This is a genomic window from Thiocapsa rosea, from assembly GCF_003634315.1.
In the GTDB taxonomy this organism is placed as follows: domain Bacteria; phylum Pseudomonadota; class Gammaproteobacteria; order Chromatiales; family Chromatiaceae; genus Thiocapsa; species Thiocapsa rosea.
In genome coordinates, this window is sequence record NZ_RBXL01000001.1 from 2,731,333 (window position 1) to 2,751,648 (window position 20,316).

19 protein-coding genes and 1 pseudogene are annotated in these 20,316 nt (G+C 63.5%); 18 read left to right on the forward strand and 2 right to left on the reverse strand.

The features are described from left to right. The first annotated feature begins 21 nt into the window (after positions 1–21). From BDD21_RS12125 to ccoS, 12 genes are all read left to right on the forward strand, one after another. The gene (locus tag BDD21_RS12125; RefSeq protein WP_245969912.1) at positions 22–654 is read left to right on the forward strand and encodes a protein-L-isoaspartate(D-aspartate) O-methyltransferase; all 633 of its coding nucleotides are present in this window, start codon (positions 22–24) and stop codon (positions 652–654) included. 228 nt (positions 655–882) lie between these two features. Beyond that, positions 883–1,656: a peptidoglycan DD-metalloendopeptidase family protein gene (locus tag BDD21_RS12130; RefSeq protein ID WP_120799888.1), complete on the forward strand. Its 774-nt coding sequence runs from the start codon at positions 883–885 to the stop codon at positions 1,654–1,656. 30 nt (positions 1,657–1,686) lie between these two features. Then, positions 1,687–2,721 (forward strand): RNA polymerase sigma factor RpoS, encoded by a 1,035-nt coding sequence (rpoS, locus tag BDD21_RS12135; RefSeq protein ID WP_120797391.1) that lies wholly within the window; start codon positions 1,687–1,689, stop codon positions 2,719–2,721. Positions 2,722–2,948: 227 nt separating this feature from the next. Then, entirely contained in the window at positions 2,949–4,382 is a 1,434-nt protein-coding gene (ccoN, locus tag BDD21_RS12140) for a cytochrome-c oxidase, cbb3-type subunit I (protein ID WP_093026963.1), read from the forward strand. Between the two features lie 17 nt (positions 4,383–4,399). Continuing rightward, entirely contained in the window at positions 4,400–5,146 is a 747-nt protein-coding gene (gene ccoO / locus BDD21_RS12145) for a cytochrome-c oxidase, cbb3-type subunit II (protein WP_120797392.1), read from the forward strand. Continuing rightward, positions 5,139–5,354, forward strand: coding sequence for a cbb3-type cytochrome c oxidase subunit 3 (locus BDD21_RS12150; RefSeq protein ID WP_120797393.1), 216 nt, complete (start codon positions 5,139–5,141; stop codon positions 5,352–5,354). The genes ccoO and BDD21_RS12150 overlap by 8 nt, the downstream gene beginning before the upstream one ends. After that, on the forward strand, positions 5,341–6,255 hold the full coding sequence (gene ccoP / locus BDD21_RS12155) for a cytochrome-c oxidase, cbb3-type subunit III (RefSeq protein WP_120797394.1): 915 nt from the start codon (positions 5,341–5,343) through the stop codon (positions 6,253–6,255). The genes BDD21_RS12150 and ccoP overlap by 14 nt, the downstream gene beginning before the upstream one ends. Before the next feature lie 71 nt (positions 6,256–6,326). Further along, positions 6,327–6,473, forward strand: coding sequence for a hypothetical protein (locus tag BDD21_RS27810; protein WP_170164744.1), 147 nt, complete (start codon positions 6,327–6,329; stop codon positions 6,471–6,473). A gap of 402 nt (positions 6,474–6,875) precedes the next feature. Then, the gene (gene ccoG, locus BDD21_RS12160) at positions 6,876–8,306 is read left to right on the forward strand and encodes a cytochrome c oxidase accessory protein CcoG (protein ID WP_120797395.1); all 1,431 of its coding nucleotides are present in this window, start codon (positions 6,876–6,878) and stop codon (positions 8,304–8,306) included. Positions 8,307–8,365: 59 nt separating this feature from the next. Then, complete coding sequence (locus tag BDD21_RS12165; RefSeq protein ID WP_120797396.1) at positions 8,366–8,890, forward strand: FixH family protein; 525 nt, start codon at positions 8,366–8,368, stop codon at positions 8,888–8,890. Positions 8,891–8,927: 37 nt separating this feature from the next. Next, positions 8,928–11,450: a heavy metal translocating P-type ATPase gene (locus BDD21_RS12170; protein WP_245969561.1), complete on the forward strand. Its 2,523-nt coding sequence runs from the start codon at positions 8,928–8,930 to the stop codon at positions 11,448–11,450. A 127-nt stretch (positions 11,451–11,577) separates the two neighbouring features. Further along, positions 11,578–11,811, forward strand: a complete 234-nt coding sequence (ccoS, locus tag BDD21_RS12175) for a cbb3-type cytochrome oxidase assembly protein CcoS (RefSeq protein WP_120797397.1) — start codon at positions 11,578–11,580, stop codon at positions 11,809–11,811. 182 nt (positions 11,812–11,993) lie between these two features. Here ccoS and BDD21_RS12180 read toward each other — a convergent pair. Both BDD21_RS12180 and BDD21_RS12185 read right to left on the reverse strand, forming a co-directional pair. Then, positions 11,994–12,555: pseudogene (locus BDD21_RS12180) on the reverse strand (gamma carbonic anhydrase family protein). Positions 12,556–12,667: 112 nt separating this feature from the next. After that, positions 12,668–14,302, reverse strand: coding sequence for an alpha-D-glucose phosphate-specific phosphoglucomutase (locus tag BDD21_RS12185; RefSeq protein WP_120797398.1), 1,635 nt, complete (start codon positions 14,300–14,302; stop codon positions 12,668–12,670). Positions 14,303–14,604: 302 nt separating this feature from the next. Here BDD21_RS12185 and htpG point away from each other — a divergent pair, with 302 nt between their 5' ends. From htpG to prmB, 6 genes are all read left to right on the forward strand, one after another. After that, positions 14,605–16,524, forward strand: coding sequence for a molecular chaperone HtpG (gene htpG / locus BDD21_RS12190; protein ID WP_120797399.1), 1,920 nt, complete (start codon positions 14,605–14,607; stop codon positions 16,522–16,524). Between the two features lie 199 nt (positions 16,525–16,723). Next, positions 16,724–17,383 (forward strand): adenylate kinase, encoded by a 660-nt coding sequence (gene adk / locus BDD21_RS12195; RefSeq protein WP_120797400.1) that lies wholly within the window; start codon positions 16,724–16,726, stop codon positions 17,381–17,383. 192 nt (positions 17,384–17,575) lie between these two features. Then, positions 17,576–17,959 (forward strand): thioredoxin, encoded by a 384-nt coding sequence (gene trxA / locus BDD21_RS12200; RefSeq protein WP_120797401.1) that lies wholly within the window; start codon positions 17,576–17,578, stop codon positions 17,957–17,959. Between the two features lie 38 nt (positions 17,960–17,997). Then, the gene (locus tag BDD21_RS12205; RefSeq protein ID WP_120799890.1) at positions 17,998–18,501 is read left to right on the forward strand and encodes a DUF1249 domain-containing protein; all 504 of its coding nucleotides are present in this window, start codon (positions 17,998–18,000) and stop codon (positions 18,499–18,501) included. 195 nt (positions 18,502–18,696) lie between these two features. After that, positions 18,697–19,167: an Rrf2 family transcriptional regulator gene (locus BDD21_RS12210; protein ID WP_120797402.1), complete on the forward strand. Its 471-nt coding sequence runs from the start codon at positions 18,697–18,699 to the stop codon at positions 19,165–19,167. 139 nt (positions 19,168–19,306) lie between these two features. Beyond that, positions 19,307–20,233, forward strand: coding sequence for a 50S ribosomal protein L3 N(5)-glutamine methyltransferase (gene prmB / locus BDD21_RS12215; RefSeq protein ID WP_120797403.1), 927 nt, complete (start codon positions 19,307–19,309; stop codon positions 20,231–20,233). The last annotated feature ends 83 nt before the right edge of the window (positions 20,234–20,316 follow it).

A 20,316-nucleotide genomic window follows, 5' to 3' on the forward strand; every position in this document is an offset into this window, starting at 1 on the left:
TCTATCCACCAAGGGATCGGCATGACCTCGCAGCGCACCCGCGCGCGCCTGATTCAGCGTCTGGAAGAGGCGGGGATCCGAATGCCGGAGCTCCTCGAGGTGATCCGCCGATTACCGCGGCATCTGTTCGTCGACGAGGCGTTGGCGAGCCGGGCCTACGAGGACTCGGCGCTGCCGATCGGCCATGGCCAAACCATCTCTCAACCCTACACGGTCGCGCGCATGACGCAGGCGTTGATGGAGCCATCCAAGCCCGATACCGTGCTCGAGATCGGCACCGGCTCCGGGTTTCAGACGGCTGTGCTCGCATCGCTGGTGCGCCGGGTCTACAGCGTCGAGCGGATCGGTGCCTTGCTCGAGCGCGCCCGGGATCGACTTCGGCTGCTCGAATATCGAAACATCCGGTTTCGTCATGACGACGGTGCGCTGGGCTGGCCCGAATATGCCCCCTTCGACGGTATCCTGGTGACGGCGGCGCCGCGAGGTGTCCCGCGCGTCCTGGCCGAGCAGTTGGCGCCCGGGGGCGTCATGATTCTGCCGATTTGGGAAGGGGATGCCCAAGTGCTTCTGCGTGTCACGCGCACCGCGCAAGGCTTCGAGCAGGAAGTGCTCGAGCCGGTCAGTTTCGTGCCCCTGGTTTCGGGCGTGTCTTGAACCTGGATCCGGCTAAACCGCGTCCAGAGCGAGATGCTCACTTTCGAGCGAGTTCGACGTTTGGTGCAACCACGACCCTTAGCGGGGACGCGGTTTACTTGTTTCCGACATGTGACTGATTGCCGTATGTACCGAATGGATCACATCGAAATCTCGAGCGGTCTGCTCGCCACCCCGTCGGACGATGGTCGCTACGGTCCCCGTGCACGCCCTGCGCGGCCTCGTGCCATGCTGTCGGTCGGTGTCTACGGACTTGGTCTGTGCGTGATCCTGCTGCTCGGGGGGTGCGCCTCGAAAGCGCCGGCACCGGTCGGCGGATGGGATTGGGTCGGTCCGGTTCCGGACGGCTACTACCTGATTCGCCGGGGCGACACGCTCAGCGAGGTCGCGACTCGGCACGGCGTGGGTCTTCGAACGCTTGCGGGTTGGAATGGCCTGGAGTCACCGTACTCGATCTATGCCGGTCGACTCCTGCGGGTGGCCCCTCCGGACGGATCGCCCGCGCCGCAACCCTCCGCACCCCGGAGGACGCCTGCGGTCGTCGCCGCCCCCGCGACCCCGGAGCGCGCTGCGCAAGCGACCGGCACGCCAAAGGCACCGCAGGCCGGCCCCGCCGCAGCCTCGGGCGTGTCCTGGGCCTGGCCGCTCCAGGGCTCGCTCGCGCAGAGGTTCAGCGCCGGCGACCGCACGCGCCAGGGCATCCGGATTCGCGCACGTGCAGGCACGCAGGTGAAGGCCGCAGCCGATGGCCAAGTGGTCTACAGCGGCAGTGGACTCGAAGGGTACGGCAACCTTATCATCATCAAACATAACGACAAATATCTGAGCGCTTACGGGTTTAATCGCAGGCTGCTCGTTGCCGAGGGGGATCGGGTCACGCGCGGACAGGCGGTCGCCGAGGTGGGTCAAGCGGTCGATGGGGGCGGCTACCTTCTGCACTTCGAGATTCGCCGAGACGGCACGGCCGTCGACCCGCTACTCTATCTGCCTCCGCGATCGTAACCGCGTCCGACCCGACGGAGGAAGATGTGGATGTCAAGCGCCGATGCTCGTGAGCCCAAGGTCGATGTTTCCGATCTCGCTGCGGACCTTGACGGCGAGATCCTGCTCGACGGCGAGGACTCCGAGCCGACCGACGAGGAGATCGACTCCGACGAGTCCGAGCCGGTCGAGTCCGAGACGGTCGAGCCGGCGGCCGTCGAGCCCGCGGCCCAGCGCTTCAGCTCGGGAGAAGGCGATTTCGATGCGACCCGTCTCTATCTGAACGAGATCGGCGAGTCGAAGCTTCTCACGGCGGAGGAAGAGGTGACGCTCGCGCGCGCCGCTCAGAGCGGCGACAACGCCGCGCGCCATCGCATGATCGTCTGCAACCTCCGCTTGGTGGTGAAGATCGCCCGGCGCTATCTCAATCGCGGCCTCCCTCTGCTGGATCTGATCGAAGAGGGCAATCTCGGTTTGATCCGGGCCGTGGAGAAATTCGATCCGGAGCGGGGATTTCGGTTCTCCACCTACGCCACCTGGTGGATCCGCCAGACGATCGAGCGGGCGATCATGAACCAGACGCGGACCGTGCGTTTGCCGATTCATGTCGTGAAGGAAATCAATATCTATCTCAAGGCGGCGCGCAAACTCTCGCAGAGTCTCGATCACGAGCCCACCACCGAGGACATCGCCGTCCTGCTCGACAAGCCGATCTGCGAGGTCAAGCGAATGCTCGGGCTGAACGAGCGCATTGCCTCGGTGGATACGCCCTACAGCAAGGACGCCGACAAGCCGCTCGTCGACATGCTCCAGGACGAGGCTGCCGATGACCCGGCCGACCGCATCCAGGACACCGATATTCAAGCCAATCTCGAGCACTGGCTGGGAAAGCTCAACGCCAAGCAGCGCGAGGTGGTGGAGCGTCGCTTCGGTCTGCATGGTTACGAGAACTCGACCCTCGAGAACGTCGCGCAGGAGCTGGGCGTAACCCGAGAGCGCGTGCGTCAGATCCAGATGGACGCGCTGCGGCGCCTGCGCGATATCCTGGAAAAGGAAGGGTTTTCGATCGACGCTTTTTTCAAGTAATACCGTTCGTCCGGATGTCGAAATCCCCGATCCGAACCTGATCCAGATCAATGCTTGTTGTGGTATATCCCATATGGATCGGGTCGGATGCCCTGCTCCTATGTTGACTTTCCGACTCTGATCCAGTGATATGAACGGCGCATCGTCGCCCGATGGAGCGACATCACGAGACGGCTGGATCGCCTTATAATCCTTGTTGTTTTCCCGACGTTTTCTGGGAGGGTCTAATGGAAGCCAGTCTGGAACGGAAGTACAACTTCGACGTTGTACGCTGGTTCACGATCATGGCCGTCGTCTACCTGGTGGTGGGCGCGTCTGTCGGGGTTTATATCGCAGCGGAGCTGGCTTGGCCGGCACTGAATCTGGATAGCCCCTATTTATCGTTCGGGCGTCTGCGCCCGCTCCACACCAATGCCGTCATCTTCGCCTTCGGCGGCTGTACCCTGATGGCAACCGCCTTCTATACCGTCCAACGCACCTGCGGCGCACGCCTCTGGAGCGATAAGATGGCGTGGTTTACCTTTTGGGGTTGGAATCTCGTCATCGTTTTGGCCGTGATCACCCTTCCGCTGGGTCTGACGCAATCCAAGGAATACGCCGAGCTCGAATGGCCGGTCGACATCCTGATCGCCGTGGTTTGGCTCTCGTTCACCATCAATTTCGTGATGACCATCGCCAACCGGAAGTCCTCGCACATTTACGTGTCGAACTGGTTCTTCCTCGGCATGATGATCATGATCGTCTATCTGCACGTGGTGAACAGCCTGGCGATCCCGGTCGGACTCTTCAAGTCGTACTCGGTCTTCTCGGGTGTACAGGACGCCATGATCCAGTGGTGGTGGGGACATAACGCGGTCGGGTTCTACCTGACGGCAGGCTTCCTCGGGATCATGTATTACTTCGTGCCGAAGCAGGCGGGACGCCCGATCTACTCCTACCGTCTTTCGGTCATCCATTTCTGGGCCTTGATGTTCGGTTACGTCTGGCTCGGTGCGCATCATCTGCAATACACCGCGCTGCCCGACTGGACGGGATCGCTCGGAGCCGCGGTCTCCATCGCGATGATCATCCCCTCCTGGGGTGGTGCCGTGAACGGCATGATGACCCTATCCGGTGCATGGGATCGGTTGCGGACCGACTATGTTCTGCGCTTCCTGATCATCGCACTCGCCTTCTACGCCATGTCGACCTTCGAAGGCCCGGTCATGTCGCTGAAGACGGTCAACGCCCTTTCCCATTACACCGACTGGACCATCGGTCATGTGCATTCCGGTGCGCTGGGCTGGGTTGCGGGGATCTCGATCGGTGCGATCTACCACCTCATGACACGGCTTTATCACACCGAGATGTTCTCGGTGCGCCTGATCAACTTCCATTTCTGGACGGCGACGATCGGGACCGTGATCTATATCGTGGCCATGTGGGTCTCGGGGATCATGCAGGGTCTGATGTGGCGGGCCTACGACGAGTACGGCACCTTAGCCTACACCTTCGTTGAATCCGTAGACGCGATGCACCCCTACTACGCCATGCGAACGGTCGGTGGCGCGATCTTCCTGCTCGGCGCCGTCGTCATGCTCTTCAACATCTTGATGACCGTGCGTAAGTCGTTGTCCGAAGGCAGCCTGAGCAAGGCGCGCGCCTTGCCGGCAGCGGCATGATCCCGGAGTAGCATCTAATGGCCGATAAAAAGACGAAGCCGAAGTCCTTTCAGGAATGGATGGAGGTCAACATCTGGGGCCTGCTCATCGTGACGGCCCTGGTGCTGTCCGTGGGCGGGTTGGTCGAGATCGTCCCGCTCTTCTATATGAAGAACACCATGGAGCACAACACCTATCCGGAGATCGTGTGGGACAAGGCCGGTCAGGAGCCGATCGTGACGGTCGACGAGGCCGGCCGGCAGCAATGGAACTGGAAGCCGGGCGAGGGGATGCGTCCCTACACGGCGCTCGAGCTGGCCGGGCGCGACATCTATCAGCGCGAAGGGTGTTATCTCTGCCACTCGCAGATGATTCGTCCCTTCCGCGACGAGCGCGAGCGTTACGGGCACTACTCGCTGGCCTCCGAGTCCATGTTCGACCATCCCTTCCAGTGGGGCTCCAAGCGCACCGGACCGGATCTCGCGCGGGTGGGCGGCAAGTACTCGGACGAATGGCAGCGTCAGCACATGCGTGCGCCGCGCTCCTTGGTCCCCGAGTCCGTGATGCCGGGCTACCCCTGGTTGGACGAGAACTATCTGAGCGGCAAGAAGATGCAGCGTCACATGCGCGGCATGCGGACCATCGGCGTGCCCTATTCGGATGCCGATATCGCGGCTGCTCCGGCTCTGGTGGAAGGCAAGACCGAGATGGATGCGTTGGTCACCTACATGCAGGTCCTCGGCACCATGGTCGCCCTCGACGAGTCCAAGACCTACCGTGAGTAGTCTCAGCGACTATTTTCAGACCGATTGGCAGGCGATGACGACGAATGATTGGATCGGCACGATCCTCACCGTCGTCATCTTCCTGCTGATGGTCGGTGCCTACTTCTACGTCTTCCGTCCTAAGAACCGGGAAAAGCTCGAAGCCATGAAACATATCCCGTTCGAAGAGGACAACGAGAACACCGGAGACCCACATGGCCGAAAATAACCCCTTTCCCGGTGAGAACAATACCGGGCATGTCTGGGACGACAACCTTCGGGAACTGGCGAATCCGCCGCCGCGATGGTGGATGCTCGGATTTTGGGCGTCCATCCTCTTCGTCATCGTCTATACGATCCTTTACCCGAGCTGGCCCGTCGGTCAGCAGGCGACACCCGGACTTTTAGGGTGGACGCAGATTCAGGAGTACGAGAGGGGCGTCGCTCAGGTCGACGCGAAGCGCGGTCCGTTCGAAGAACAGATCAGCCAGATGACCGCCGAGGAGATCATTGCCGATCCGGGCCTGCTGCAGTACACGCTGGCATCGGCCAAGGTCGTGTTCGGTGATTACTGCTCGGCCTGTCACGGCAGCGGCGGCCAAGGCAATCCCGGCTATCCCGTCTTGGCGGACGACGACTGGCTCTACGGAGGCTCGATCGCGAAGATCAAAGAGTCGATTACGAACGGGCGCAAGGGGGCCATGACCGCCCACGCGAGCATCCTCGCCCAAGAGGAGATCGATGCACTTGCCCGCTGGGTCGTCGAGATGAATGAGGGTGGCGAAGGCAGCGCGGAGGGTTGGGAGCTGTATCGCGCCAAGGGCTGCAACGCCTGTCACGGCGAGAAAGCCAACGGCGTGCTGGCCGAGCTGCCCGGCGGAGAGATCGTCAGCGTCGGTGCCTCGAATCTCACCGACAGCATCTGGCGCTTCGAGCCCGGTGGTTTCGAGAGCGCGCGTCACACGATCATGTACGGCGTGAACCAGCCGGGCGTGCCCGAGACCCGTGACGCCGTGATGCCGGCTTTTGGATCGGTCGCGAAAGTGGACGATGTCGAGGTTCGCAAGCTCAACGATCAGGATATCAAGAAGCTCGCCATCTATGTCCACCAGCTCGGCGGGGGCGGATGAGTCGACCGCAATGACGTGCGGACTGGTTCGCCGGTCCGCGTGAAACGAGGGGTGCACGGGAGGAGATCGACATGACCGGAGGTTTGACGTGGGACTTCGTGACTTGGATGTCGCTCGCGATGGTTGCCATTGCGATCTTCATCATCGTATTCCTGGTCTACAAGGTCATCGCCCTGATGAATCGGGATGCAGAGGCGCATAAGAACAACGAGCATTGAAGGCGTCTGACGTCGTGTCATGTCATCGAGGGGGGATCTGAGATCCCCCTTTTTTTGTACCGAAAATGGCTTTTGAATCAATTGTTTGTGCTTGCGAAAACGCATGGCTAAAACATCGCGGGAGGCGTAAGCTGATGCGTTCAAGGAAGTGGTGATCAGGTGACCTGGGCCGGGTAACCTCGGCGGGCCGACGTCGTTTTCGCGCAGATCAGTCCGACCGGATTCGATCCCCGGTGGGCGTAGCGCCCATCACCCGGCGGTTGAGCCCTCGGATGGCCGCGATCGTCAAGGCCATCAGCGCCATGCCTGCCTCGCTTCCCTCTTGCGCGCCATCACGATGCGCCTGAATCGCAATGCCTAAGCGCGCCTGTCGTAACCTTGACCCCGTCGTGGAGATGGTCAGTGAGCACGAATCCTGTGGCAACCCAAACCGCTGTCGATGACCTCTATGCCGAGGCCGAGCATTGGCATGTCAATACCGGCGGGGAGACGATCCACGCCAAACGTCTTGCAGGGCGTTGGCGCACCATCAAATGGGCGGCCGCGTCGGTCTGGTTGATCTATTTTCTGGGTCCTTACCTGCGCTGGGACGGCCGACAGGCGGTCTTGTTCGACATCCCGAACCGGCAGTATCACATCTTCGGCGCGACGGTCCTTCCGCAGGACTTCTGGATGCTCTCGCTGTTGTTGCTGTTCTTCGCCATCCTGCTCGCCGTGGCAACCGCGTTGGTCGGCCGTGTCTGGTGCGGCTATTTTTGCTTCCAGACGGTTTGGACCGACGTCTACACCTGGATCGAGGAGAAGCTCGAGGGCAGTCCGCCGCAACGCCGGAAGCTCGACAAGGAGCCGATGTCTCCGAGCAAGTTTCGGATCAAGGCCACCAAACATGCCCTCTGGCTGCTGATCGGTTTCATCACGGGTATCAGCTTCGTCGCCTGGTTTACGGACGCACCCGCACTGTGGGGGAGCTTCTTCGCCGGCGAGTCGGGTCCCGTGGCCTACATCACGGTGGCGCTCTTCACGGTCGGGACCTACGGCCTCGCCGGGTTCATGCGCGAGCAGGTCTGCTTCTGGCTCTGTCCCTACGCGCGCATCCAAGGCGTCATGCTCGACAAAACGACCATCGTGCCGACGTACGATCTGGTGCGCGGCGAGCCGCGCGGACGCGTCAAGCGCGGCGAAACCGGCCAAACGCGCTCGGGCGGCGACTGTGTGGACTGCAACCAGTGCGTCGCCGTCTGTCCGACCGGTGTCGATATCCGTAACGGGCAGCAGGAAGGCTGCATCACCTGTGCGCTCTGCCTCGATGCCTGCGATCAGGTGATGGATAAGGTCGGGCGTCCGCGCGGCCTGATCCGCTATGCCTCTCTCGACGAGCTCGAAGGATTGCCCACCAAGAAACTCTTGCTGCGTCCGCGTGTCTGGGTGTACACGGCGATCATGAGCGTCGCGTTGGCCGGCATCCTCTACGGCTTCTCGACCTTGGCGGCGATCGACCTGAAGGTTCTGCACGAGCGTGCGCCGCTTTACGTGCGGCTCAGCGACGGATCCATCCAGAACAAATACACGTTGAAGATCCTCAACAAGATGCCCGAGGAACTCGCCGTGCGGATCAGCGTGACCGGCCCAGACGGCTTGGTGCTCATGGGTGCGGACGAGCCGATCGTGGCACCGCCGGGCGGGGTGACCCCCGCCGTCGTCTTCGTGAAGGTGCCGAAGCGCTCGCTCGCGAGCGAGCAACAGCCCGTGCAGTTTCACGTCGAAGCGGCGAGGCCGTCCGGTGCCGTGGTCGAGGCCGACCGCGACAGCGTCTTCATTGCGCCGCGTCAATAAACCGCGTCCAGAGCGACATGCGTCATTTTCCTGTAAAGAGATTGAGGCAACAAAAAGCGATGAGCTCGACGACCCACACCACGGAAACACCCTCCAAACCGACCCCTGCGCTGCGCAGTCCCTGGGTCCTGGCCTGGATCGGCCTGCTCGTCACGGTGCTGGCCGTGAATCTGACCTTCGTGATTCTCGCGATCCGGACCAACCCCGGGTTGGTCAACGCCAACTATTACGAGCGCGGACAGGAATACGAGCGGACCATGATCACGCGCCTTGCCCGGGATCCCGGTTGGCTGATGCGTGCGGACATCCCAAAGCCCCTGACGGCCGGCGTAGAGGAGTCGATTGGTCTGGTGCTGGTCGATCAGGCCGGACAACCCGTGGATGTCGACGAGGCGACCTTTTACGCTTACCGTCCGTCCGATGTCTCGCGCGACTTCGCGCTGCCGATGACTCGAGAGGGCAAAGGGCGCTATCGGGTGGAAACATCCTTCCCCTTGATCGGTGTATGGGACACCCTGATCGCGGTGAAGACCGGCGAGGACGAGTACAGCGTCGGCGAGCGTGTCAACGTCGCTCGCCCCTGAGGTCCGGGCGACTCCGGGCTCAAGCCCGGAGGCGGAGGTGCACCCGGATGCGTCCTCCACCCGAATACGCTGCTTTCATTGCGGTCTTCCGGTCGCCGAATCCGCGCGCGAGACGGCCTTCATTGCCGGGCGCGAGCGGTCCTTCTGCTGCACCGGCTGCAAGTCGGTCTGCGAGGCGATCTTCGCCGCAGGACTCGAGGGTTTCTACAAACGCACCCCCGAGGGCGAGATCTTCGGTCCGCCGCCCGAGCCGCCGAAAGACCTGGCCGTCTTCGACCTCGATGCCGTGCAGGAGGAGTTTACCGACACCGCCGGCGAGTCCCGCGAGATCAATCTCCTGGTCGAAGGCATCCACTGCGCCGCCTGTGTCTGGCTGATCGAGAAGGGCCTCTGCGCCATGCCGGGGGTCGAAGAGGCTCGCGTCAACCTCACCGGACGGCGGTTACGCGTGCGCTGGGACAACGGCCGCCTAAAGCTCTCCCGGATCCTGGGCCGACTCGCCGATCTCGGCTATGCCGCCGCACCCTTCGATCCCGAATCGGCCGAGGGTGCGATCGGACGCGAGAACCGCGCCATGCTCTACCGCATGGCCTGGGCGGGGTTCGCGATGATGAACCTCATGTGGATCTCGATCGCGCTCTATGCCGGCGCCGACCAAGGCGAGTTCCGCGGTCTCTTTCAGTGGCTCGGCTTCTTGATCGCCACGCCCACGCTCCTGTACTCGGGCGCGCCCTTTTTCCGCGGGGCGGTGTCCGGTTTGCGCTCGGGCCATCTGAGCATGGACCTGCCGATCGCGATCGGCGTGACGACCACCTACGTCTACTCGCTCTATGTCACGCTCGGCGTCTCCAGCATCGGCGACGTCTACTGGGATACGGTCGTCAATTTTCTCTTCGTTATCCTGGTGGGGCGCTATCTGGAGGCGATCTCGCGCCGCAAGGCCGTGGCCTCGACGCAACGGCTGCTCGATCTGCAACCGAAGGTCGCGACCCGGTTGGACGGGGAGGACGGGGAGACCGAGTCGGTCGTTCCGGTGCGCGCACTCAAGCTCGGCGAGCGCGTGCTGGTGCGTCCGGGCGAGCGCATCCCCGTCGACGGCGAGGTGATCTCGGGCGGCAGCGGGGTGGACGAATCCATGCTGACCGGCGAGTCGCGACCGGTCGCCAAGACGCTCGGCGATCAGGTCGTTGCGGGCACCATCAACGGCGCCGGTGTCCTGACCGTGCGCATCGGTGCGCTGCTGCGCGAGACCGCGCTGGGTCGCATCATCCGACTGGTGGAGGACGCTCAAGCCAGCAAGGCGCCGATTCAGCGGCTTGCCGACCGGATCGTGCCTTGGTTCGTCGCGGCAACGCTCGGTCTGGCGACCCTGACCTTCCTGATCTGGATGCGGATGGATGTCGAGGTCGCGGTCATGGCGGCGACGGCCGTGCTCATCATCACCTGTCCCTGCGCCTTCGGCATGGCCACGCCGATGGCTGTGGCCGTGGCGACGGGGCTTGCCGCCTCGCGCGGCATCCTGGTGAAGAACGGCGCCGTGCTCGAACGCCTCTCCTCGATCGATCACTTCGTCTTCGACAAGACCGGGACGCTGACCGTCGGACGACCGGCCGTGACCGGGCTCGCGAGCGCGCCCGGCCGTTGGCGCCAACTCGAGGGGCCGCACGATCTGACGCCCGAGGAGCGCGATGTTCTTGCCGGGCTCCAAGCCCTCGAACGGCTCTCCGAGCATCCGATCGCCGCAGCCGTCCTGGACCTCTGCGAGCGTGCCGGGATCGACCGTATCGCCGCGCCGGTGGAGGCGGTCGAGGTCGCGCCGGGTCTCGGGATCAAGGGGCAGGTCGGCGGTGTGGAGATCCTCGCGGGCTCGCAGGCGTGGCTGGTCCGCAACGGCGTGCAGCCTTGGTCCGACGGTGACGAGCAGTCCGCTCAGACCTCGGGTCTTGTCCATTGCGCGCGGGCCGGTCATGAGGTGTTGCGGCTCGGCGTCGCCGATCCGCTCCGACCCGATGCCGCGCGCGTCATCGCGCGAATGCGCGAGCGCGGGATCCGGGTAACGCTTCTGACCGGCGATCGACGCGAGACGGCCGAGGCGATCGCGGCCCAGCTCGGCGGCGGGATCGAGGTCATCGCCGAGGTGATGCCCGAGGACAAGGATCGTGTCATCGCCGAGCTTCAGCGTGGCGGCCGCCGGGTCGCCATGGTCGGCGACGGGGTGAACGACGCGCCTGCTTTGGTGCGGGCCGATGTCGGCATCGCCATGGGAAGCGGTACGGATGTCTCCATCGCCAGCGCGGACATCGTCCTCATGTCCAGCGAGCTCGGGCGTGTCGAAGAAGCCGCCCGACTGTCGCGACGCACCCTTCGGACCATCCGCCAGAACATCGGCATATCGGTGGTTTACAATCTCATCATGGTGCCGCTTGCGATGGCCGCAGTCATCACGCCACTGATCGCCGCCATCTCGATGCCGCTCAGCTCTCTGGCGGTCATCGGCAACTCGGCGCGGATCCGTGCGGTCTTCAAGGCCGGGGGGAGCGGCGCACCGCGCGAGCCGTGACCCGAGCGGGCGCTAAAACCGCGCCCCACGCGGTATGCGATGTCTTTGGATGGGACCGACCCCGGCAGATTTGACGACCGCTGGAGCCGGCGCGGTTTAATGGCATGAAGTGGAGGTTCGAGCGAAGATGGACGTCATCTACGGCCTGATCCCCGGAATGCTGGTCCTTGGACTCGCTGCGGTCGCCGTGCTCTTCTGGGCGACCCGAACCGGTCAATACGACGACCTGGACGGCGACGGTCGCCGCATCCTGATGGACGAGGACACCGAGGACGGCGACCCGCGGCGGGCGCCCCCGATGGACGCCGAGCCCGATCTGAATCCCGTCGCGAGTGATCCAACTGAATCCCGTCGCGAGTGATCCGCCAGGTGAGATGCGCCATCGACGCCGCACCCATTAAAGATCCCGGTAGACGCCGGGATTCAGGAGATAAAAGCATTAAAAATTAATTACTTAAACTGCGGCGTCCGCCGGCGATTCAAGTGGCTCGGATATCGCCGCAGTGCACGGACCTCTCGCACACCAAAGCGCCGCAGTTTAATTCAGAACTCGTTTTGGAGGCGTTTGTATCCCCGCACCAAATCGACATTGGCGCGGATCACGTCCTCCGAGAACTCGCTCGCTTGGGGCGTGACCCGCTTGATGGAGTCCAGGTTGGTCGAAGGGCCGATGCGTGTCGTGGAGGGGACGTAGAATTCGGGCGGGAGGTCGCAGCCGTCCACGACGGCATTGTGGCGGACTACGCAGCCGTCTCCGACGCGACAGTTGTAGAGCACGCTATTGAAGCCGATGAAAACCCGGTTCCCGACATGGCAGGGGCCGTGGACGATCGATCGATGCGCGATCGAGGTGTTGCTCCCGATCGTGACCGCCGCGCCGGATTTGGAATGGATGACGACGCCGTCCTGGATGTTCGAGTTGGCGCCGATCACCCACCGGGTCCATTTCGCCCTGCGCATTGACCTCGTCGGCGCGGATGACGGCGTAGGGGCCGACGAAGACGTTCCCGTGGATGAAGACCTTGCCGCAGATGATCGCGGTCTTGTCGATGTAAGCCGATTCATCGATCACCGGCAGATCGCCGGAGGGGTTCTTGCGGATCATTCGAAATGTATGCCTGTCTGGATAGGCAGCGATGCGCGAGGTCTGCCGAGCAGCATCGATAGGCGCCCGGTCGAGAGTCCGCGCGCACGATGTGCGTCGTGCCGGACGCGGATCAGGTGACGACGTCGGGCTCGCTGCGCCCGGTCCGTGCCTCGATCTGCCCGAGTTCGCGCGCGATCAGGATCAGCGGCTGCATGGCCTCTTGAGTGTCGCGTTGATGACGCTCGGGGTCCGGCTCGAAGAATTCGAGATAGATCCGCAGCGTGGCCCCCTCGGTGCCGGTGCCCGAGAGACGGAAAACGATGCGTGCGCCGCTCTCGAAGCCGATGCGAATCCCCTGACGCTCCGAGCGGCTGCCGTCGATCGGGTCGGTGTAGGCAAAATCATCCGCGTAGCTGACCGTCTGATCTCCGAGCCGCCGACCGGGCAGGTCGGGCAGCAGGATACGCAGGTGGTCCATCAGGCCCTCCGCCGCGCTCGCATCGACCTCTTCGTAATCGTGTCGGGTGTAGAAGTTTCGGCCGAAACGGCGCCAGTGCTCGGCCAGGATCTCGGCGACGGATTGCTGGCGCACGGCCAGCAGGTTCAACCAGAAGAGCACGGCCCAGAGCCCGTCCTTCTCGCGGACATGATCCGATCCGGTGCCGAAGCTCTCTTCGCCGCAGAGCGTGATGCGCCCGGCGTCGAGCAGATTGCCGAAGAATTTCCAGCCGGTCGGGGTCTCGAAGCATTCCACGCCCAACTGCTCGGCGACACGATCCGCGGCCTGGCTGGTCGGCATGGAGCGCGCGACGCCGCGGATGCCGGCGCGATAGCCGGGGACCAGGTGCGCATTTGCCGCAAGTACGGCAAGACTGTCGCTCGGGGTGACGAAGCACTTCTTGCCGAGGATCATGTTGCGGTCGCCGTCGCCGTCGGAGGCTGCACCGAAGTCAAGCGCGTCCGGACCTTCGGTCATGGCCACCAGCTCTTTGGCATGCGCGAGATTCGGATCCGGATGCCCGCCGCCGAAATCTTCCAGCGCTTCGCCGTTCAGGACGGTGCCCGGTGCCGCGCCCAAGCGCGTCTCGATGATCTCTTTGGCATAGGGTCCGGTCACGGCATGCATGGCATCGAAGCGCATGCGGAAGATGCCGGAATTGAACAACTGATGGATGGCGTTGAAGTCGAAGAGCGACTCCATCAGCTCGGCGTAATCGCTCACCGGGTCGATGATCTCGACCTCCATGTCGCCGATGCGCACCGTGCCGAGCGTGTCCAGATCGGTCGCCGGGCAATCGAGGGTGCGGTATTCGCGAATCGTTTGGGTCCGCGCGAAGATGGCGTCGGTCACCGACTCGGGCGCAGGTCCGCCCGCGGCGATGTTGAACTTGATGCCGAAGTCGCCGTCCGGGCCGCCCGGGTTGTGGCTCGCCGAGAGGATGATGCCGCCGCGGGTCCGGTACTTGCGGATGACGCAGGATGCGGCCGGTGTGGAGAGGATGCCGCCGCGCCCGACCAGCGCCCGTTTGACCCCGTTGGCGGCCGCCATGCGCAGAATGGTTTGGATCGCCTCGCGATTGTAGTAACGTCCGTCACCGCCGACGACCAGGGTTCCGCCCGCGACATCGGTCTGGGTGTCGAAGATCGCCTGAACGAAGTTCTCCAGATAGTGCGGCTGCCGGAACGCCCCGACCTTCTTGCGCAGGCCGGAGGTGCCGGGGCGCTGACCCTCGAATGGCGTTGTGGCGATCACTTGCGGTTGCATCTTCAACCCCTTGGCGTGTATTGACATGGCCGGCTCCGGTCATTAAATGGCCGGTTGCGGGCGCGAAAGCGTTTCTCGAGTCGGGTCGGAGACGAGGCGTCGGCCGGCCCGTCGGCGGCGCACGCCTCGTCCCGAAAGGCATGCTCGCGCGGCATTGTATCCCCGCAAGCCCGTGCGACAATACCGGATCGGCTCGGGTGCGTGCCGCCGAGTCCCGGCGACGCGTGTCGGGGGCAGGGCGCGTCCTCGGGATACTCCCATCAATTCAGTTGGATCGAAGAACGATCGAGGTACTAAAGACGATGACAGTCGAAGCGCACAAAGAAACACTGGAGTTCAAGGCAGAGGTCAGCCAGGTGCTGGATCTCGTCATCCGGTCGCTGTATTCGAACAAGGAGATCTTTCTGCGCGAGCTGGTCTCCAACGCCTCCGACGCGGCCGAGAAGCTGCGCTTCGAGGCGCTCAGCGACGACGGGCTCTACGAAGGCGAGAGTGATCTGCGCATCCGGGTCGAGATCGACAAGGAGGCCGGTACGCTGACCGTGTCGGACAACGGGATCGGGCTCAGCCGCCAAGAGGTCATCGATACCATCGGCAGTATCGCCAGCTCCGGCACGCGGCGTTTCGTCGAGGCGCTCTCGGGCGATCAGGCGAAAGACAGCAAGCTGATCGGCCAGTTCGGTGTTGGCTTCTACTCCGCCTTCATCGTCGCGGACAAGGTGACCCTGATCTCGCGTCGCGCCGGTCTCGGTGCCGAGCACGGGGTGCGTTGGGAGTCCGACGGCCGCGGCAGCTTTACCCTGGAGACGCTCGAAAAAACCGGACGCGGCACCGACGTCATCCTGCATCTGAAGGGGGACGAGAAGGAGTTCTTGGATGCCTGGCGTCTGCGCAGCATCATCGGCAAGTTCTCCGACCATCTCGCCCTGCCGGTGGAGATGCGCAAGGAGCTCTACGGTGAGGAGGCCGAGAAGGCCAAGGATGCCCCGCCCGAGTACGAGCAGGTCAACCGCGGCACCGCGCTGTGGATGCGCAACAAGTCGGAGATCACGGAGGAGGAATATCACGACTTCTACAAGCATGTGTCGCACGACTTCGACGTCCCGCTTGCCTATGCCCATAATCGGGTCGAGGGGACCAACGAGTACACCACCCTGCTCTTCGTGCCCAAGCGTGCGCCCTGGGATCTATGGGAGCGCGACGCCAAGCACGGCGTGAAGCTCTATGTGCGACGCGTCTTCATCATGGACGAGGCCGACAAGCTGATGCCGCACTATCTGCGGTTCGTGAAGGGCGTGGTCGACTCCGACGACATGCCCTTGAACGTCTCGCGCGAGATCCTGCAGCACAATCGCAAGATCGACACCATCCGTCAGGCCAACACCAAGCGGATCCTCGGACTTCTGGACACCCTGGCGAAGGACGAGCCGGAGAAGTACGGTGAGTTCTGGGACGAGTTCGGCCGCGTGCTCAAGGAAGGCCCGGCCGAGGACTTTGCGAACAAGGAGCGCATCGCCGGTCTGCTGCGCTTCGCCAGCACCCGGAGCGAGAGCGACGCCCAGCGCGAGTCGCTCGACGGCTATCTGGAGCGGATGAAGGAAGGCCAGGAAAAGATCTACTACATCACCGCCGAGAGCGCCGCTGCGGCGCGTCACAGCCCGCATCTGGAGGTCTTCCGCAAGAAGGGCATCGAGGTGCTGCTGATGTCCGACCGCGTCGACGAGTGGTTGGTCAGCCATCTGAATGAATACAAGGGTAAGACCTTGCATTCGGTGGCCAAGGGCGACCTGGATCTCGGCGACCTGGCCGATGCGGAGGAGAAGGAGGCGAAGGAGAAGGCCGTTGCCGAGCACGGCGGTCTGCTTGATCGGCTCAAGTCCACCCTGGGCGAGCGGGTCGAGTCGGTCAGGCCGAGCACCCGTCTGGTCGACTCCCCGGCCTGTCTGGTCGTCGGCGAGCACGATATGAGCGCCCATCTGGCGCGCGTGCTCAAGGCGGTCGGTCAGAGTGCGCCCGAGAGCAAGCCGATCCTTGAGGTCAACCTCGAGCATCCCTTGGTCAAACGCCTGGAGTCCGAGACGCAGGACGACCGCTTTGCCGACCTCGCGCTGATTCTGCTCGATCAGGCGCAGCTCGCCGAAGGCGGCCATCTCGACGATCCTGCGGCCTTCGTCGGGCGTCTGAACAAATTGATGCTCGGCATGCTGATGTCCGGCCGCTGAGGGTGAATCCCGCGGCAACGCCGCGTCGATTGCGCGCGTCCGCCGAGATCGGCGGGCGCGACGGTGCCGGGCGCCCTTCGGAGTGGCATCCGTCCAGGAGCCCGCCCGATCACGCAATGGATGTGTTCTGTAGTCCTGTCGAATCGGACTGTGGCACACTCGGGCGCACCTTTTAAAAACATCACTGGGGGAAAGCGAAATGCGCGTCATCCTATTGGGCGGCCCGGGCGCGGGAAAAGGCACGCAGGCCGGCTTCATCAAGGAGCACTTCAAGATTCCGCAGATCTCGACCGGCGACATGCTGCGGGCGCACGTGAAGCAGGGGACCGATCTGGGGAAGGCGGCCAAGAAGATCATGGACGAAGGCGGCCTGGTCTCCGACGACATCATCATGGGCATGGTGAAGGCCCGCATCCTCGACGACGACTGCAAGAGCGGCTATCTCTTCGACGGTTTCCCGCGCACCCTCGGCCAGGCGGATGCCTTGAAGGAGGCGGGTGTGGGGATCGACGTGGTGGTCGAGATCGACGTGCCGGACGAGGAGATCATTCGCCGCATGTCGGGTCGTCGCGTCCACCCGGCCTCGGGTCGGACTTACCATGTGGTCTTCAATCCGCCCAAAGAGGCCGACAAGGACGACGAGACCGGCGAGCCGTTGATCCAGCGCGACGACGACCGCGAGGATACGGTGAAGGAGCGGTTGCGGGTGTATCACGACCAAACCGAGCCGCTGATCGACTATTACTCGACCTGGGCCGAGCAGGGCGGCGATGACGCGCCTCGCTACGTCAAGGTGACCGGGATCGGCTCTGTCGACGGGATTCGCGACGAGATCATCGCGAAACTCTCCGCAGGCTGACGAGATTCCGAGCGCGTGTCGCCGACGCGCAGCACCCGGTGTCGGGTCCGGCCGTGCCGGCCCGACCGACCCGAACGGGGTGCGCGCTCGGCGCAATACCCCTGTTTCGAGTCGGTGAAACTGCCGAAGGGCCGGGATTCTGATACCATCCGAGGCAACGCTACATCGCCGAATTGATCGCAGGATAACCTCATGGCCGTAATCGAGCTCGACGGGACCAATTTCGAACAAACAATCCAAGACAACGCATTCGTCGTCGTGGACTTCTGGGCACCCTGGTGCGGTCCGTGCCGATCCTTCGCGCCCGTCTACGAGAAGGTATCCGAAGACGTTGCCGATGTCGTCTTCGCCAAGATCAATACCGAAGAGCAACAAGAGATCGCGGCTCACTTCCATATCCGCTCGATCCCGACCCTCATGATCTTCCGCGAGCAGATCATCATCTTCTCGCAGCCCGGTGCGCTCCCGGAGAGTCAGTTTCGAGATCTGCTGACCAAGGCCGGGGAGCTCGACATGGTCGAGGTCAAGCGTCAGATCGCAGAGCAGGCTAAGACCCAGGCATCCGGCAACGCTTAGCTCGACAGTTGCGCACCACGTTCTCGGTTGCGGTCTCGATGCAGCGCGCTTGCCACCCTTGGGCCACCGCCTGCGTCCTGTCGGGTCGCCCCAACGTCGGCGCGCTGATGAGTCTCTGCGAAGAGAACTTCACACGCCTCTCTCGTTTGGTCCCGGATCTGGTCGCGCGTCCCCCGGGTGTCTACGGTTCGTGCTGCAGCGAAGGGGTCGATCTCTATCTCGAGGTCGAAGAGCAGGCGCGCTTCACGACCCTTCTTCGGTTGACCTATCTCTTCCCTATTCAAGGGGCTGTGCTTGCGGATCCGGATGCCCGCCTCAGGGTCTATCACGACGCCCGTCAGGTCGAGGTGATCGATCTGCGTCAGACGGTTCTGCCGCTGCGGGCCGAGTATCGTGCGCCGGCGCTCGCCGAGAAGTGGCAAGCGAATGTATTTATCGGAAAATGGCTGACGTATTGCCTGCGGCAGGGGCGCGTCTTTGCGGATGCGCCGGTCACTCCCCCGACCTTCGCCTCCGGCGCACGCGTCACACTCTGCCCGTAGCGGGCAGTCTCTGCTGCGGGCCTAGCCCGCGAGTTCGTGTCCTCCGCCCCCTTCTCTTCGAGACCCGTTCCCCGGCGACCGATCGCGCGGTTGCGCATTGAAATGTCGAAATTGTTGACTACTTAACTGGAGGATACCGGGCGACCTCGCGACGATCCGCGCGCCCGTCGGCTCACTCACTCCAGGCATCCTACGATGAGACTATCGACGAAAGGCAGATACGCGGTAACCGCTATGCTTGATCTTGCTCTGCATTCCGGCAACGGTCCGGTGACGCTGGCGGACGTCTCGGTGAATCAAGGGATCTCGCTGTCGTATCTCGAACAACTGTTTGCCGCGCTGCGCAGCAAGAAGCTCGTGCGGGGCGTACGCGGACCGGGTGGAGGCTACTATCTCGGCCGGCCGGCCGAGGAGATCTCCATCGCCAATATCATCTGCGCCGTCGACGAGTGGGTGGAGTTCACCCGCTGCGGTGGTCGCGAGAACTGTCGAGACGGGCAGCGTTGCCTGACGCATCATCTATGGGATCAGCTCAGCGACGAAATCTTCCGGTTTCTCAGCGATATCTCGCTGCAGGACTTGGTCGATCGCGGCCGCGCTCGACCCGGAGCGCCCAAGATCGGCGTCGAGGAGCTCGAAGACGACGCGAAACGCCGCGCGGCATAGCCGACCCGCCTCGGCACCCCGGGGCGGGATCCGCATCCGCCCCGTCTCGACGCCGACCGGCAACGGAGCTGAACAGGGGCTCGCGGTAGTGGTATCCTGCAGCGCTGGATTCACTGACGCGTTCTCTTCGATACTTCGTATGGCCGAGCAGCCGGATGGTTTGATCACGATACAAGACTTCGTGCGGTGGGGCGCAAGCCGCTTCAACGCCGCCGGACTTTTCTTCGGTCACGGGACCGACAACGCTCTCGACGAGGCCGCTCACCTGGTCCTTGGTGCGTTGACCTTGGATCCGGGACTGCCCGCCGCCTACCGCGAGTGTCGGTTGACGCCGGCCGAACGCGTGCTGGTGTGCAACATGCTCGAGCGCCGCGTCGTGGAGCGTCTTCCGGCGGCCTACTTAACCGGACGGACCTGGTTCGCCGGATTGGAAATGATCGTGACACCGGATGTCCTGGTGCCGCGCTCGCCGATCGCCGAGCTGGTCGAGGCCGGCTTCGAACCCTGGATCGACGGCGAAATCGTCGGTCGCGTGCTGGATCTCTGTTGCGGGAGCGGCTGTATCGGCGTGGCCGCGGCCGTGCATCTGCCGGATGTGGACGTCGATCTGGTCGACATCTCGCCCGACGCCTTGGACGTGGCGAGACGCAACGTGACCCGTCACGGGGTGGAGGATCGGGTTCGCGTCTTTGCCTCGGATTTGTTCGGGTCCCTTCCGAACGACCGCTACGACGTCATCGTCTCCAACCCTCCGTACATCTCCCGCTCCGAGCTGGATTCACTGCCGCTCGAATACCGCAACGAGCCCGAGCTGGGTCTTTTCGGCGGCGAAGACGGTCTGGATATCGTCGTGCGGCTCCTGGCGGATGCCGCGAGCCACCTGACCGAAGAGGGCATCCTGCTCGTCGAGGTCGGGAGCGCCGCGCCGGAGCTCGAGCGCCGCTTGCCGAGCGTGCCCTTCACCTGGATCGAGTTCGAGCGCGGCGGCGAGGGTGTCTTCCTGCTGACGCGCGAGCAGCTCGATCGCCATCAGCTCGAGCTGCTCGAAGAGGCCACGGCCCGATGAGCTTGCCTCGGGCGGGAAGATCTGCCGTTCATGGATCCGGCCGGCAAGTATGCGGAAGCGATTCCATTCCCTACCCTGCTCAA

Excerpts from the sequence above, each read along its gene's own strand:
- rpoS (WP_120797391.1), top strand. The coding sequence starts at position 1,687 with ATGTCAAGCGCCGATGCTCGTGAGCCCAAGGTCGATGTTTCCGATCTC.
- BDD21_RS12130 (WP_120799888.1), top strand. The coding sequence starts at position 883 with ATGCTGTCGGTCGGTGTCTACGGACTTGGTCTGTGCGTGATCCTGCTG.
- ccoS (WP_120797397.1), top strand. The coding sequence starts at position 11,578 with ATGGACGTCATCTACGGCCTGATCCCCGGAATGCTGGTCCTTGGACTC.
- BDD21_RS12210 (WP_120797402.1), top strand. The coding sequence starts at position 18,697 with ATGAGACTATCGACGAAAGGCAGATACGCGGTAACCGCTATGCTTGAT.
- prmB (WP_120797403.1), top strand. The coding sequence starts at position 19,307 with ATGGCCGAGCAGCCGGATGGTTTGATCACGATACAAGACTTCGTGCGG.
- BDD21_RS12185 (WP_120797398.1), bottom strand. The coding sequence starts at position 14,302 with ATGCAACCGCAAGTGATCGCCACAACGCCATTCGAGGGTCAGCGCCCC.
- htpG (WP_120797399.1), top strand. The coding sequence starts at position 14,605 with ATGACAGTCGAAGCGCACAAAGAAACACTGGAGTTCAAGGCAGAGGTC.
- BDD21_RS12165 (WP_120797396.1), top strand. The coding sequence starts at position 8,366 with ATGAGCTCGACGACCCACACCACGGAAACACCCTCCAAACCGACCCCT.
- ccoP (WP_120797394.1), top strand. The coding sequence starts at position 5,341 with ATGGCCGAAAATAACCCCTTTCCCGGTGAGAACAATACCGGGCATGTC.
- ccoO (WP_120797392.1), top strand. The coding sequence starts at position 4,400 with ATGGCCGATAAAAAGACGAAGCCGAAGTCCTTTCAGGAATGGATGGAG.
- BDD21_RS27810 (WP_170164744.1), top strand. The coding sequence starts at position 6,327 with ATGACCGGAGGTTTGACGTGGGACTTCGTGACTTGGATGTCGCTCGCG.
- adk (WP_120797400.1), top strand. The coding sequence starts at position 16,724 with ATGCGCGTCATCCTATTGGGCGGCCCGGGCGCGGGAAAAGGCACGCAG.
- BDD21_RS12125 (WP_245969912.1), top strand. The coding sequence starts at position 22 with ATGACCTCGCAGCGCACCCGCGCGCGCCTGATTCAGCGTCTGGAAGAG.
- BDD21_RS12205 (WP_120799890.1), top strand. The coding sequence starts at position 17,998 with ATGCAGCGCGCTTGCCACCCTTGGGCCACCGCCTGCGTCCTGTCGGGT.
- trxA (WP_120797401.1), top strand. The coding sequence starts at position 17,576 with ATGGCCGTAATCGAGCTCGACGGGACCAATTTCGAACAAACAATCCAA.
- ccoN (WP_093026963.1), top strand. The coding sequence starts at position 2,949 with ATGGAAGCCAGTCTGGAACGGAAGTACAACTTCGACGTTGTACGCTGG.